Annotated in this window: 13 protein-coding genes; 9 read left to right on the forward strand and 4 right to left on the reverse strand. The window is 72.8% G+C overall.

The features are described 5' to 3' along the window. Window positions 1-12: 12 nt before the first annotated feature. Window positions 13-1398 (reverse strand): HtaA domain-containing protein, encoded by a 1386-nt coding sequence (locus tag J1792_RS29515; RefSeq protein WP_207248574.1) that lies wholly within the window; start codon window positions 1396-1398, stop codon window positions 13-15. A 113-nt stretch (window positions 1399-1511) separates the two neighbouring features. Between J1792_RS29515 and J1792_RS29520 the strand changes: the two genes are divergently transcribed. The 7 genes from J1792_RS29520 to J1792_RS29550 all read left to right on the forward strand — a co-directional run bounded on the left by J1792_RS29520 (window position 1512) and on the right by J1792_RS29550 (window position 8951). After that, window positions 1512-2513 carry a heme/hemin ABC transporter substrate-binding protein gene (locus tag J1792_RS29520; protein WP_207248691.1) on the forward strand — a complete coding sequence of 334 codons (1002 nt, stop codon included), beginning with the start codon at window positions 1512-1514 and terminating at the stop codon, window positions 2511-2513. Then, window positions 2514-3632, forward strand: coding sequence for a FecCD family ABC transporter permease (locus J1792_RS29525; RefSeq protein WP_207248575.1), 1119 nt, complete (start codon window positions 2514-2516; stop codon window positions 3630-3632). Then, the gene (locus tag J1792_RS29530; RefSeq protein WP_086572562.1) at window positions 3632-4480 is read left to right on the forward strand and encodes a heme ABC transporter ATP-binding protein; all 849 of its coding nucleotides are present in this window, start codon (window positions 3632-3634) and stop codon (window positions 4478-4480) included. Before J1792_RS29525 ends, J1792_RS29530 begins: the two co-directional genes overlap by 1 nt. Before the next feature lie 124 nt (window positions 4481-4604). After that, window positions 4605-5738: an iron uptake system protein EfeO gene (gene efeO, locus J1792_RS29535; RefSeq protein ID WP_086572564.1), complete on the forward strand. Its 1134-nt coding sequence runs from the start codon at window positions 4605-4607 to the stop codon at window positions 5736-5738. Between the two features lie 16 nt (window positions 5739-5754). Further along, a complete protein-coding gene (gene efeB / locus J1792_RS29540) occupies window positions 5755-7074 on the forward strand; it encodes an iron uptake transporter deferrochelatase/peroxidase subunit (RefSeq protein ID WP_086572566.1) in 1320 nt (439 codons plus the stop codon). A gap of 28 nt (window positions 7075-7102) precedes the next feature. Next, window positions 7103-8083 (forward strand): iron uptake transporter permease EfeU, encoded by a 981-nt coding sequence (gene efeU / locus J1792_RS29545; RefSeq protein WP_207248576.1) that lies wholly within the window; start codon window positions 7103-7105, stop codon window positions 8081-8083. Continuing rightward, window positions 7977-8951 carry an SCO2278 family lipoprotein gene (locus J1792_RS29550; protein ID WP_483883522.1) on the forward strand — a complete coding sequence of 325 codons (975 nt, stop codon included), beginning with the start codon at window positions 7977-7979 and terminating at the stop codon, window positions 8949-8951. The genes efeU and J1792_RS29550 overlap by 107 nt, the downstream gene beginning before the upstream one ends. Before the next feature lie 48 nt (window positions 8952-8999). Here J1792_RS29550 and J1792_RS29555 read toward each other — a convergent pair whose 3' ends face one another. Together J1792_RS29555 and J1792_RS29560 are read right to left on the reverse strand one after the other, a co-directional pair. After that, a complete protein-coding gene (locus J1792_RS29555; protein WP_086572572.1) occupies window positions 9000-9731 on the reverse strand; it encodes a bifunctional DNA primase/polymerase in 732 nt (243 codons plus the stop codon). A gap of 163 nt (window positions 9732-9894) precedes the next feature. Continuing rightward, complete coding sequence (locus J1792_RS29560; RefSeq protein WP_086572574.1) at window positions 9895-10488, reverse strand: TetR/AcrR family transcriptional regulator; 594 nt, start codon at window positions 10486-10488, stop codon at window positions 9895-9897. A 129-nt stretch (window positions 10489-10617) separates the two neighbouring features. Here J1792_RS29560 and J1792_RS29565 point away from each other — a divergent pair, with 129 nt between their 5' ends. Both J1792_RS29565 and ddaH read left to right on the forward strand, forming a co-directional pair. Continuing rightward, a complete protein-coding gene (locus tag J1792_RS29565) occupies window positions 10618-10800 on the forward strand; it encodes a DUF6243 family protein (RefSeq protein WP_207248577.1) in 183 nt (60 codons plus the stop codon). Between the two features lie 77 nt (window positions 10801-10877). Further along, a complete protein-coding gene (ddaH, locus tag J1792_RS29570; protein WP_342749541.1) occupies window positions 10878-11759 on the forward strand; it encodes a dimethylargininase in 882 nt (293 codons plus the stop codon). A 51-nt stretch (window positions 11760-11810) separates the two neighbouring features. Here the strand turns inward: ddaH and J1792_RS29575 are convergent, their stop codons facing one another. Further along, the gene (locus J1792_RS29575) at window positions 11811-12839 is read right to left on the reverse strand and encodes a small ribosomal subunit Rsm22 family protein (RefSeq protein ID WP_086572577.1); all 1029 of its coding nucleotides are present in this window, start codon (window positions 12837-12839) and stop codon (window positions 11811-11813) included. Between the last annotated feature and the right edge of the window lie 10 nt (window positions 12840-12849).

Consider the following 12849-nt stretch of genomic DNA (forward strand, 5'->3'; position numbering starts at 1 on the left):
TCCGACGGAGTGTCAGGTTCCGTTCGAGGTCCGCCGCTTCCGTGTCACGACGTACGCGGCGCCCGCCGCCACCAGCACCCCCGCACCGATGGCGACCGGGAGCACGGGGAAGGAGGACGAGGAGGCCGGGGCGCTCTGCGCGGCCGACGGCGACGCCGCCGCCTCCGTCGTGGGCGCGCCGCCCAGGTCCGGCAGGGCGGGCAGCCGTGCCGAGGCCCGGAGGGGGACGGCGAGGGAGACGGGGTCCATCTCCGCGCCCTCCTGGTAGAGGCCGCCGAACGCCTTGGAGCCCTCGGCCGTGAGCTTCGCGGGGGCCTCGGCGACGGCGGCGAGGCCGTCCTTCTCCTTGAGGCCGGAGGCGTCGAAGGTGACGAGGGGAACGTTCTTCTCCGTGCCGCCGCCCCTCGTCACGTCCGCCGAGAGCGTGCCCTTGCCGTCCTTGGCCGCCACCGCCACCCGGCTCAGCGCGAGGTCGAGGTCCTTGCCGGTGAAGCGCAGGGTGCCGGCGAAGGCCGCGTCGAGGGTGCCGGAGGCGGCGTCGTAGGAGCCCTTGCCTGCGGGGAAGCGGAAGAGCGCGCCGCCGTCCTGGGCGCCGTCGGCGAGCTTCCAGGAGCCCCGGGCGATGGTCCCGGTGACGTACTCCCGGAAGGTCCGGCGCACGCCCCAGTCGACGGCCGCGCCGGTGAACTCCCCCTTGCGCCGCTCCTTTTCCTCCGGCGCGCTCGGCTGCGGCGAGCCGGAGGGGCGCGCGTCGGGCGACGCCGGCCCGCCGGCCACGACGTCGGCGGACAGGCTCACCCGATCCAGGGCGGTGCCTTCGGTGTAGTAGCCGGCGAACGCCTTCGCGCCCTGCGCGGTGAGCGTGGCGGGAACGTTCGCGAGGGTGACGGACCCGCCGCCGCCCCGCAGGTCGATGCCCGTCAGATCGAGCGAGGCGAAGGGGACGTGGGAGGCGGTGCTGACCTCGCCCGTGCCCTTGGCCTTGCCGGTCACGTCGGCGTAGAGGGTGCCGCGGCCGCCCGAGAGCCGGACGCCGGGCCGCTCGAGGGTGAGGTCGAGCTCGTGGGAGCCGTCGGGCTTGGCGTGCCCGGTGAAGCGCACGCCGCCCGCGAAGCCGGCCTCGAAGAAGCCGCTGCCGGGCCGGTAGGCGCCCTTCGCGGAGTGGAACCGGAACCGGCTGTCGCCGACCGTGGCCGCCCCGCCCCGCAGGGTCCAGCCGCCGTGCGCGACGGGCCCGGTGACATAGCCCTGGAAGGAGGACTTGATGCCCCAGTCCAGCCGCCCGCCCGACACCGTCCGCTCGTCCTCCGCGTGCGCGAGGGGCCCGGGCGCCCATGCCGTCAGCACGGCCGCGAGCAGCGCGACCACGCTCGCGCGGGCAGGTCTGAACGGCGGCATGGAAGGCCCCTTTCCTCCATAGCAATTTAGGTAAGGCTAACCTAAGCTACATCCGGATTGATTTGCCACGGAAAGGCGGGAACGTGTCCCAACGCCAGTCGGTGGGCGGGCCGATGGGCCTCCCACGCCCGCTCGGCGCCCTCGTGGCCCTGCTGGCCCTGGCCGCCATCCTCACCGGCTGCGGCGCGTCCGGCACGCCGGCGGGCACCGCCGAGGGGCAGCGGGCGGCGGCCGACCGCGTCGAACCGCTCCCCGGGACACCGGAGTCACGACTCCCCGTCACCGTGCGGTCCGCCGACGGCCATGACGTCACCGTCACCGCCACTGATCGCATCGTCCCACTCACCGGCTCGCTGTCCGAGGTGGTTTTCGGCCTCGGTCTGGGCGGCAGGGTCGTCGCCCGCGACATCACCGCCACGTTCGAGCAGGCGCGCGAACTGCCGGTCGTCACGCGCGCGCACGACGTCTCGGCCGAGAGCGTGCTCTCGCTCAAGCCCACCCTCGTGCTGGCCGAGACCACCACCGGCCCCGCCGAGGCCGTCGCCCAGATCCGGGCGGCCGGCGTCCCGCTCGTCGTCCTCGACCCGGCGAAGAAGCTGGCCGACGTCGGCACCCGCATCGAGAAGGTGGCCGCGGCGCTCGGCGTCCGCACCGCCGGGGACCGGCTGCGCGAGCGCACCGCGCAGCGCCTCGACGCGGTGAAGAAGGGCATCCCCGGAGGCGGCGCCCGAAAGCCGCGCGTCGCCTTCCTCTACCTGCGCGGCTCGGCCTCCGTCTACCTCATGGGCGGCGCGGGCTCGGGAGCCGACTCGCTCATCGAGGCGGCGGGCGGCGTCGACGCGGGCAAGGAGTCCGGCCTGCAGAAGGACTTCACCCCCCTCACCAGCGAGGCACTGGCCAAGGCCGCGCCGGACGTGATCCTCGTGATGAGCAAGGGACTGGCATCGGTCGGCGGCGTGGACGGCCTGCTGAAGATCCCCGGCGTCGGCCAGACCCCCGCCGGCCTGGACCGCCGCGTCGCCTCCGTCGACGACGGCGTCCTGCTGAACTTCGGGCCGCGCACGGACGCCGTGCTCAAGACCCTCGTCGAGCAGATCCACAAGGGCGGCCGCTGAATGGCCCTCTCGCCGAAGCCCGCTCCTCCCGCCGCCTGTCGGGAGCACGCCGCAGCGTCCCCGGCCGGCGCCGCCCCCGCGCCGGCGGGACGCCGCCGTGCCGGCCCCCTCCTCGCCCTGGGCATGACCGCCGCCCTCCTCGCCCTCTGCCTGCTGTCCGCCGGCCTCGGCGCGTACGACATCCCCGTCGGCGACGTGCTGGGCTCGCTCCTGCACCGCGCCGGCCTCGGCGGTGAGCCGCTCGACCGGGTCGGCGAGAGCGTGCTGTGGAACGTACGGCTGCCGCGCCTGGCGCTGGCGCTGCTGGTCGGGGCGGCACTGGGGTGCGCGGGGGCGCTGATGCAGGGGGTGTTCGGCAATCCGCTGGCCGAACCGGGCGTCATCGGCGTCTCCTCGGGCGCGGCGGTCGGCGCGGTCGCCTCGATCGCGCTGGGGCTCGGCTTCCTCGGCACCTGGACGGTGACCGCCTGCGCGTTCGCGGGCGGGCTGGCGACCGTCCTGCTCGTCTACGCGCTCGCGCGCTCGGGCGGCCGTACGGAGGTGGTGACGCTGATCCTCACCGGCATCGCGGTGAACGCCTTCGCCGGCGCGCTCATCGGACTGTGCGTCTTCCTCGCCGACAACGCGCAGCTCACACAGATCACCTTCTGGCAGCTGGGCTCGCTCGCCCAGGCGACCTGGCCGAAGGTGCTCGCGGTCCTCCCGTGCGCCCTGGCCGGGCTGGCCGTCGCCCCCTGGTACGCCCGGAAGCTGGACCTCCTCGCCCTCGGCGAGCGTCCGGCCCGCCACCTGGGCGTGGAGGTCGAGCGACTCCGGCTGATCCTGGTGCTGGTGGTGGCCCTGCTGACGGCGGCGGCGGTGGCCGTGGCCGGAATCATCACGTTCGTAGGGCTGTTGGTGCCGCACCTGCTGCGGATGGCGGCGGGCCCGGGACACCGCTTCCTCGTGCCGGGCAGCGCCTTGGGCGGCGCGCTCGTCCTGGTCGCCGCCGACCTCGCGGCCCGCACGGCCGCCCAGCCGGCGGAGCTGCCGCTGGGCGTCCTGACCGCCCTCTTCGGCAGCCCGTTCTTCTTCTGGCTGTTGCGCAGGACGCGGCGGAAGCAGGGAGGTTGGGCGTGATGCGCTCGTTCTTCGCCCGCCGGGCGAGGCGGCGTCTCCCCTCCCCCCGCCCCCTCGGCTCCGTACGGGCCGAGGCCCGCGCCCTGCGGGTGCGGCTCGGTGGCCGGACAGTGCTGGACGGGGTCTGCCTCTCCGTCGCCGCCGGCGAGGTCGTGGCGCTCGTCGGGCCCAACGGCGCCGGGAAGTCCACGCTTCTGGCCGCGCTGGCCCACGATCTGCCCGCCGCCGAGGGCGAGGTGCGGATCGACGGCGGGCCCGCCGGCGGGTGGAGCGCCGGCGAACTGGCCCTGCGCCGGGCGGTGCTGCCGCAGGCGGCCGAGCTGTCGTTCCCTTTCACCGCCGGGGAGGTCGTCCGGATGGGCCGCGCGCCCTGGGCGGGGACGCCCGCCGAGGACGAGGACGACGCGGCCGTCGAGGCGGCGATGGCCGCCACGGAGGCGGCCGGATTCGTCTCCCGCCCGTTCGCCGCGCTCTCCGGTGGCGAACGGGCCCGGGTCGCGCTGGCCCGCGTCCTCGCGCAGCGCGCCCCGCTGCTGCTGCTCGACGAGCCGACGGCCGCGCTGGACCTGCGGCATCAGGAGCTCGTGCTGCGCGTGTGCCGCGAACGCGCCGTCGCCGGGGACGCGGTGGTGGTCGTCCTGCACGACCTCGGCCTGGCCGGGGCATACGCCGATCGCGTCGTCGTCCTGCACGAAGGGCGCGTCGTGGCGGACGGTCCGCCGGCCGAGGTCTATGCGCCCGCATTGCTCGGCAGGGTCTATGGACAGCCCGTCGATGTAATTGATCATCCGCACACCGGAGAACCTTTGGTGATCCCGAGACGGGCGGGACGAGATTTTGCTTCGTGAGAGCAGAATCACTCACCCGATGGGGAACAGGGTAGGCAAGCCTCAGATAAGTTAGGGCGGCCTAATTCGACCGATCGTTTTAGGCCACACCCTCGTCCGCTCTCCGAGCAAGCTGGAGCCCTTCATGCGAGTCCTCCGCTCCTCCGCCGTCGCCGCCATCGCGGTGGCCGCGGCCCTGACCACCGTGTCCGGTTGTGCCGAGAAGTCGGACAAGAAGGACTCGGACGCCATTCTGGTCAAGGCCACGGATGACAAGTGCGAGGTCTCGAAGACCTCTTTCCCGGCCGGTCACATCAAGATCAATGTCGAGAACAAGGGCTCGAAGGTCACCGAGGTCTATGTCTACGGCTCGGGCGACCGGATTGTCGCGGAGCGGGAGAACATAGGCCCCGGCACCAAGGCGGAGATCGTCGCGACGATCAAGAAGGCCGGCGCGTACGAAATCGCCTGCAAGCCCGGAATGAAGGGTGACGGCATCCGCCAGAAGGTCACCGTCACCGGCGACGGCAAGCAGGAGAAGAGCGACCCCGCGCTGGACAAGGCGGTCGCCGAGTACCGCAAGTACGTCCAGCAGCAGGCCGACGAGACGATCCCGGCGGCGCAGAAGTTCGCCGACGCCGTCAAGGCCGGCGACGTGGACGAGGCGAAGAAGCAGTACGCCGTCTCCCGCATCGGCTGGGAGCGCACCGAGCCCGTGGCCGAGTCCTTCGGTGACATCGACCCGAAGGTGGACGTCCGCGAGGACGGCCTGGAGAAGGACCAGAAGTGGACCGGCTGGCACAAGCTGGAGAAGTCCCTCTGGGAGGACAAGCAGATCACCGAGGACGACAAGAAGCTGGCCGAGCAGCTGATGACGGACCTCAAGGGCTGGCAGAAGGTCGTCGGCACCGCCGAGATCACCCCGACCAGCATGGCCAACGGCGCCAAGGAGCTGCTCGACGAGGTGGCCACCGGCAAGGTGACCGGTGAGGAGGAGCGCTACAGCCACACCGACCTCATCGACTTCCAGGGCAACGTCGAGGGCGCCGAGAAGGCCTACGAGCTGCTGAAGCCGGTCGCCTCCAAGAACGACTCGGGCCTCACCAAGGACCTGGACAAGCAGTTCGGCGAGCTGAAGAAGCTGCTGGACGACTACCGCGACGGCGACACCTTCAAGGCGTACGACAGCGTCGGCAAGGACGACCGCAAGAAGCTCTCCGACGCCGTCAACGCCCTGGCCGAGCCGCTGTCCAAGCTCGCCGGCGCGGTCGCGAAGTAAGGGCGGGGGAACTTCCATGGCTGACGAGACACCACAGACCACCACCGGCGCCACGACCGACGCCACGGCCGGGCAGACGGCCGAGGAGACGACGGCGAAGGCCGCCCCCTCCCGCCGCTCCGTGCTCGGCTGGGGCGGCGCCGGGCTCGCGCTCGGTGCCGCCGCCGCGGGCGGCACCGCCGTCGCGCTGCGCACCGGCGGCGACGCCCGTCCGGCCGCCTCGGCCGGCGACGCGGTGCCGTTCCGCGGCGCCCACCAGGCCGGCATCGCCACGCCCGTCCAGGACCGGCTGCACTTCGCGTCGTTCGACGTCACCACGTCCGACCGCGAGGCGCTGATCAAGGTGCTGAAGGAGTGGACGGCCGCCGCCGAGCGGATGACGGCCGGTCACGAGATCGGCGACGGCGCGTTCGGCGGGCAGGAGGAGCTGCCGCCGGACGACACCGGCGAGGCCCTCGGCCTCAAGCCCTCCCGGCTGACCCTGACCTTCGGCGTGGGCCCCGGCCTGTTCGAGAAGGACGGCAAGGACCGCTTCGGGATCAAGGACCGGCGCCCGCAGGCCCTGATCGACCTGCCCGCCTTCCCCGGCGACAACCTCGACCCGGCCCGCAGCGGCGGCGACCTGTGCGTCCAGGCCTGCGCCGACGACCCGCAGGTCGCGGTGCACGCGATCCGCAACCTCGCCCGCATCGGCATGGGCAAGGTCGCCATCCGCTGGTCGCAGCTCGGCTTCGGCAAGACGTCCTCGACGACGCCGGACGCCCAGACCCCGCGCAACATGATGGGCTTCAAGGACGGCACCCGGAACGTCTCGGGCACCGACACCGCCGCCCTGGACAAGCACGTCTGGGCGAGCGGGAAGGACGGCGCGGCCTGGATGGCCGGCGGCTCCTACCTCGTCGCCCGCCGCATCCGGATGCACATCGAGACCTGGGACCGCACCTCGCTGCGCGAGCAGGAGGACATCTTCGGCCGTGACAAGGCCCAGGGTGCCCCGGTGGGCAAGCAGCGCGAGCGCGACGAGCCCAACCTCAAGATGATGAAGCCGGACTCTCATGTGCGTCTGGCCCACCCGGACAGCAACAGCGGCGCCACCATCCTGCGTCGCGGCTACTCCTTCACCGACGGCACGGACAAGCTGGGCCGGCTGGAGGCGGGGCTGTTCTTCATCGCGTACCAGCGCGACGTGCGGGACGCCTTCGTGCCGCTGCAGACGAACCTCTCCCGCAACGACGCGCTGAACGAGTACATCCAGCACGTGGGCTCGGCGATCTTCGCGGTGCCGCCGGGCATCGAGGGCGACGACGACTGGTGGGGCAAGGGTCTGTTCGCGTGAACGACCCCCGCACGGAAGGAGAGGCCGCGTGTTCGGCAACTACCTGATCGGCCTGCGTGAGGGCCTCGAGGCCAGCCTCGTCGTCTGCATCCTGGTCGCGTACCTGGTCAAGACCGGGCGCAAGGACGCGCTGCCGCCGGTGTGGACGGGCATCGGCGTGGCCGTGCTGATCAGCATGGGCTTCGGCGCGCTGCTGACGTTCGGCTCGCAGACCCTGACGTTCGAGGCCCAGGAGATGCTCGGCGGCTCGCTGTCGATCATCGCGGTCGGGCTGGTGACGTGGATGGTCTTCTGGATGCGGCGCACCGCGCGGCATCTGAAGAAGGAGCTGCACGGCAAGCTCGACGCGGCGCTGGCCATGGGCACCGGTGCGCTGGTCCTCACGGCCTTCCTGGCGGTCGGCCGGGAGGGCCTGGAGACCGCGCTGTTCATCTGGGCCGCCGCCGACGCCACCGACGACGGGATCCGGCCGCTGGTCGGCGCGATGCTCGGCCTGCTGACGGCCGTGCTGCTCGGCTGGCTGTTCTACCGGGGCGCCCTGAAGATCAATCTGGCGAAGTTCTTCACCTGGACCGGCGCCATGCTGATCGTGGTCGCGGCGGGCGTGCTCGCCTACGGCTTCCACGACCTGCAGGAGGCCCGCTTCCTGCCGGGCCTGGCGAACAGGGCCTTCGACGTCAGCGAGCAGATCCCCGCCGACAGCTGGTACGGCACGCTGCTCAAGGGCGTCTTCAACTTCCAGCCCGATCCGACGTGGCTTCAGGTCGCGGCGTGGGGGCTGTACCTGGTCCCGACCCTGGTGGTGTTCTTCGCCCCGGGCCGGGCGGGTAGGGTGGCGCCGTCCCGAGCAGCCACCGAGGAGTCGAAGCGCGATGAGACGCCGGTCGCCACGGCCACGCCGAGTGTTGACGGCGGCGGCTCTGACGCTGCCGTTGCTGGCGACGGCGACGGGCTGCGTGACGGTGCACGGCGAACGGGCTCTCATCCCGTCGGTGAGCAGCAGGGCTGAGGCCGCCAAGGTCCTCGACAGTTTCACCGACGGCTACAACAAGGCGTACCGCACGCTCGACCCGGCCCTGGTGGACCGGGTCGAGGGCGGTGCGCTGGCCGAGATAGCCAAGGCGGACCTGGCCGCCCAGCGTGCCGCCACCCCGGGCGGCAATCCGGGGTACCCCGCGCTGAAGCTGCGGGACGCCCGCTTCACGATCCCGAAGGCGGCCGGCTGGCCGAAGTTCTTCGTGGCCGACACCCTCAGCAACCGCGACCGCAACCGCTGGCTGGTGGTCTTCACGCGCGACGGCGCCCGGGAGCCCTGGAAGGCCTCGTACCTGACGCTGCTGGCGGCGGGGAAGGTGCCGGAGTTCGCCGTCGACAAGGACGGGTACGCCGAGGCCGTGCCGGCCAGTGGCGACACCGGGACGGCCGTGGCGCCGGGCGCGCTGAGCCGCGCGTACACCGAGTATCTGCGCACCGGGAACAACGGGCCGTTCCTGCCCGGGGGCCAGCCCGCGCAACTGCGCGAGGAGCGCGCTCAGCTCGCGCGGACCCCCACGTTCTGGACCGAGTACATCGACACCCCGGACAAGGCTCCGGACTTCCCCCCGCTGGCCCTGCGCACGGTCGGCGGCGGGGCCATGGTGTTCTTCACCGCGCATCACCGGGAGAAGCGCACGATGGTCAAGGGCGTGCGCCCGTCGGTCACCGAGCCGCGTACGAAGGCGCTGCTCAAGGGCGACCTCAAGCAGGCGGTGACGTACACGCGGGTCTCGGAGTCGGCGGTGCGGGTGCCGGCGCAGGAGGCTCCCGGCGCGGACGGCGGCGCCCGGACCGTCTTCCTCAACCGGATCGAGTCGCTGACCGCCGTCAAGGGCGAGTGACGTCCCGGCCCTCTCCGGCCGCCCGCACCCGCGGGTGTCCCGCGTCGGTCAGCGGCCGATCGGCCAGGGGTGGGCCGGCTCGTGGTCCTGGCGCTCTCCCGCGTACTGGGCGCAGGCGTCGGTGAGCGCCTCCAGCAGGGTCAGCGGGTCCGGCAGGGGGCGTTCGGCGCCGTGCAGCCAGACCACCGGCTCGTCACCGGGCAGCAGGGAGGGCGGCAGCAGCACATAGCTGCCGCGGCAGTGCCAGCGCAGGCCCGGATGCTCGTCCATGGTCTCCGGATGGCAGTCCAGCTCGCAGGGCCACCACTCGTCCTCGTCGTCCGGGGTGCCGCGGGTGGCGGTGAAGAACAGCATCCGCTCGTCCTGGGCGACCACGGCGACCGGGCCCACGTCGACGCCCGCCGCCGTCAGCCGGTCCAGCGCCTGCCGGCCGGCCTGCGCGGGGACGTCGAGGACGTCGTGCGCGATGCCGGTGGCGGTGACGAAGTTGGCCTCCGGCTGGCTGCGCAGCCATTTGGTGACCTTGTCGGCGTCGGTGGTGGCGAGGGTCTGCCAGGCGAACGAGACGGGATGGCGCCCGGGGGTGGGACAGCCGATGCGCTCACAGGAACAGCCGTAGCCGGACGGGTGCGCGGCGGGCGCCAGGGGGAATCCGGCGGCGGCCGCGGCCAGGAGCAGCTCCTCGCGGGCGGCTCCGGTGGCCGCCCCCGTACCCGTATCGCCGCCCGCTCCGCTCCGGGGGCGGCGCAGCCATTGGGAGAACCTGCTCTTGCGTTCCATCTATCCCCTCACTTCGACCGCGGTCTCCGGTCAATGCTGCCACCATCCTGCTCCTGGTGTGACCGCCGAACGTACCCGGGGGGTGTGAGACCGGACGCGCCGGAGGCTCGCGCGGGGGCCGTGCGCGGCCCCCGGCGCGGCGTCCGCGGAGTTCGAGGGGGCTTCAGCGCCGGGTGATGCCGGTCAGCACCAGGTCGACGAGGGTGTCGACGAAGTCGTAGGTGAGCGGGGCCGTACGCATGAGCCAGCGCTGGGAGAAGGGGCTGAGGATCATCTCGGCGGCGATCCGCAGATCGACGCGCTCGGCGACCGTGCCGGCCTCCTGGGCGCGCCGCAGCCGCTCGACGTAGGCCTGGACGCCGGTGTCCTGCAGCCGGTTCACGAACTGTTCGGACAGCTCGGGGTCATTGGCTCCGGCGACCGCGAGCGCCCGGTAGGGGGCCTCGAACTTCGGGTCGTTGAACTCGTCGACGGTGGCGCGCAGCACGAACTTGAGGTCGGCGGCCAGGTCGCCGGTGTCGGGCAGCTCGATCGGCTCGTCCCCCGCGTCGACGATGAACGCGTCGAGGAGCACGGCGGCCTTGGAGGGCCACCAGCGGTAGATCGTCTGCTTGCCGACGCCCGCGCGGGAGGCGATGCCCTCGATCGTGAGCTTGTCGTAGCCCACCTCGCCGACCAGTTCCAGGGCGGCGTCGAAGATCGCGCGGCGGGAACGTTCGCTGCGTCGGGTGGCGTCGGGGGTCTTGGTAGTGGCCATGCGGCGCAGTGTAGCGAGCGCTTGAGGCGAAACGTATCGTCTCTATTCCTTGACAAGACGATACGTCTCGTCCAAAGTAAGGGATGTCGCGAGACGGACCGTCTCGAGATCGAACGAAGGGAGAACCCCATGAGCAAGGGCAACGCGGGCGGCATGCTCGGAGTCGGCGGCACCCGCAGCAACCTCTCCCGCGCCACGCTGCGCGGCGGCGGCCGCGGCGGGCGCGGGGGCGGCGGCACCGACGCGAACGCGGCCAAGCGGGAGCTGCTGCGTTCGCTGCGGGAGGGGCGGGCCGGCCGCGGCGGTGCGTAGCCGCCGGGACTACGTCACGGGGTGGCCGATAAACCACCCGTACGGTTCATGCGCGAAGGTCGCGCAGCGTGGACGATTTGGGCACGTACGACTCCGGCGTACGTGCCCAACACCACCGTGAGGAGCGCGACTTGCGTACAGCCCCGCGTGCATCCACCCCTCGGCGCTACCTGATGTGCCCGCCCACGTACTTCCGGGTCACATACTCGATCAACCCCTGGATGGACCCGGGCAAGCCGGTCGATCTGCCGCTCGCCCTCGCGCAGTGGGAGGACCTCCGCGACCGCTACCGCTCCCTCGGCCACACCGTGGAGGAGCTGACCCCGCGCCCCGACCTGCCCGACATGGTCTACGCCGCCAACGGCGCCACCGTGGTCGACGGCCGGGTGCTCGGCGCCCGCTTCGCCCACCCCGAGCGCTGGGCCGAGGCGGGGGTGCACCTGGAGTGGTTCCGCTCGCACGGCTACGCGGACGTGCGCGAGCCGAACCACATCAACGAGGGCGAGGGGGACTTCGCCGTCACCGCCACCTGGCTGCTGGCCGGGCGCGGCTTCCGCAGCAGCCCGCTCTCGCACCCCGAGGCGCAGGAGTTCTTCGGCCGCCCGGTCATCGGCCTCGACCTGGTCGACCCGCGCTACTACCACCTGGACACGGCGCTGTGCGTCCTCGACGACTCCACCGACGGCCAGCTCATGTACTACCCCGGCGCGTTCTCGCCCGGCAGCCGGGCCGTGCTCGAGCGGCTCTTCCCCGACGCGCTGATCGCCGGCGAGGAGGACGCGGCCGCCCTCGGCCTCAACGCCGTCTCCGACGGGCGCCACGTCCTGCTGCCGCAGGCCGCGGTGGGCCTCTTCGGGCCGCTGCGGGAGAGAGGGTTCGAGCCGATCGGCATGGACCTCGGGGAGCTGCTCAAGGGCGGCGGCAGCGTGAAGTGCTGCACGCAGGAGCTCAGGGGCTGACCGCCCGCGCCGGGTGACCGGGGCCCCGCCCCGGCCACCCGGCCACCACCTCTACGGCTCTTCGGGCGGCGGCCACTCGTCGCCCCAGTCGGCGTCGCGCGCCGCCCGGTAGAGGGCGCCGTGCCGCTTGGTCACCGTCTCGCGGGCCAGGCCCTCCTCCGGCGTGCACAGCTCCAGCAGCACCTGCCCCTTGCGGATCTGCGGCCTGCGCACGATCCGGGAGGGCGACTCGGGGACCGCGACGTCCCGCACCGCCGCCACGTAGGAGAACTTCTCGTCCTCGTACGCCAGCGAACCGCCCTTGACCTGCCGGTGCAGCGAGGAACGGCTCACCCGCGCCGAGAAGTGGCACCAGTCCGTGCCCGCCTCGATGGGGCACGCGGCGCTGTGCGGGCAGGGCGCGACCACGCGGAACCCGGCGGCGATCAGACGGTCGCGGGCCTCGATGATCCGCAGGTATCCGTCCGGGGTGCCCGGCTCGATGACGACCACGGCCCGCGCGGCGCGGGCGGCCTCGTCGGTCACCGCCCGGCGGCCGTCCTCGGTGAGCTCGCCCAGCACGTACGAGACGGTGACCAGGTCGGCCTCGGGTATGACGAGCTTGTCCCCGATGGTCTGCCGCCGCCACTGGGCCGTGCGCAGCGCCTCGGACGGGGCCTCGCGGGCGAGTTCCGCGCCCAGCGACAGGGCGGGCTCGGCCCAGTCCAGGACCGTGGTGCGGTGCCCGCCCTCCGCCCAGGCGGCCGCCACCGCCCAGGTGGCCGCGCCCGTGCCGCCGCCGACGTCCACGTGCGAGGCGGGCGTCCACTCCGGCAGCCGGTCGCGGAACGCTTCCAGCGCGGAGCGTACGGCCTCGAAGGTCGCGGGCATCCGGTACGCCGCGTAGGCGACGACGTCGGAACGGTCGCGCAGGACGGGCGTGTGGGTGGGGGTGCGCCCCCGGTAGTTGGCGATCAGCCGCTCGACGGCCTGGGTGGCCTGCCGGGGCGGAAGCCCGTCGAGGAGGCCGGCGAGAGCGGTGCGCAGGGTCTCACCAGTGAGCCGGGCCTCGCCGGTCGGCGGGTGTGCGGGGGCGTGCATTCCTGCAAGT

The sequence above is a fragment of the Streptomyces triculaminicus genome, assembly GCF_017349075.1.
Classification (GTDB): Bacteria; Actinomycetota; Actinomycetes; order Streptomycetales; family Streptomycetaceae; genus Streptomyces; species Streptomyces triculaminicus.

Coding starts and splice junctions, on each gene's coding strand:
- J1792_RS29515 (WP_207248574.1), bottom strand. CDS start 1,398: ATGCCGCCGTTCAGACCTGCCCGCGCGAGCGTGGTCGCGCTGCTCGCG.
- J1792_RS29520 (WP_207248691.1), top strand. CDS start 1,512: ATGGGCCTCCCACGCCCGCTCGGCGCCCTCGTGGCCCTGCTGGCCCTG.
- J1792_RS29525 (WP_207248575.1), top strand. CDS start 2,514: ATGGCCCTCTCGCCGAAGCCCGCTCCTCCCGCCGCCTGTCGGGAGCAC.
- J1792_RS29530 (WP_086572562.1), top strand. CDS start 3,632: ATGCGCTCGTTCTTCGCCCGCCGGGCGAGGCGGCGTCTCCCCTCCCCC.
- efeO (WP_086572564.1), top strand. CDS start 4,605: ATGCGAGTCCTCCGCTCCTCCGCCGTCGCCGCCATCGCGGTGGCCGCG.
- efeB (WP_086572566.1), top strand. CDS start 5,755: ATGGCTGACGAGACACCACAGACCACCACCGGCGCCACGACCGACGCC.
- J1792_RS29555 (WP_086572572.1), bottom strand. CDS start 9,731: ATGGAACGCAAGAGCAGGTTCTCCCAATGGCTGCGCCGCCCCCGGAGC.
- J1792_RS29560 (WP_086572574.1), bottom strand. CDS start 10,488: ATGGCCACTACCAAGACCCCCGACGCCACCCGACGCAGCGAACGTTCC.
- J1792_RS29565 (WP_207248577.1), top strand. CDS start 10,618: ATGAGCAAGGGCAACGCGGGCGGCATGCTCGGAGTCGGCGGCACCCGC.
- J1792_RS29575 (WP_086572577.1), bottom strand. CDS start 12,839: ATGCACGCCCCCGCACACCCGCCGACCGGCGAGGCCCGGCTCACTGGT.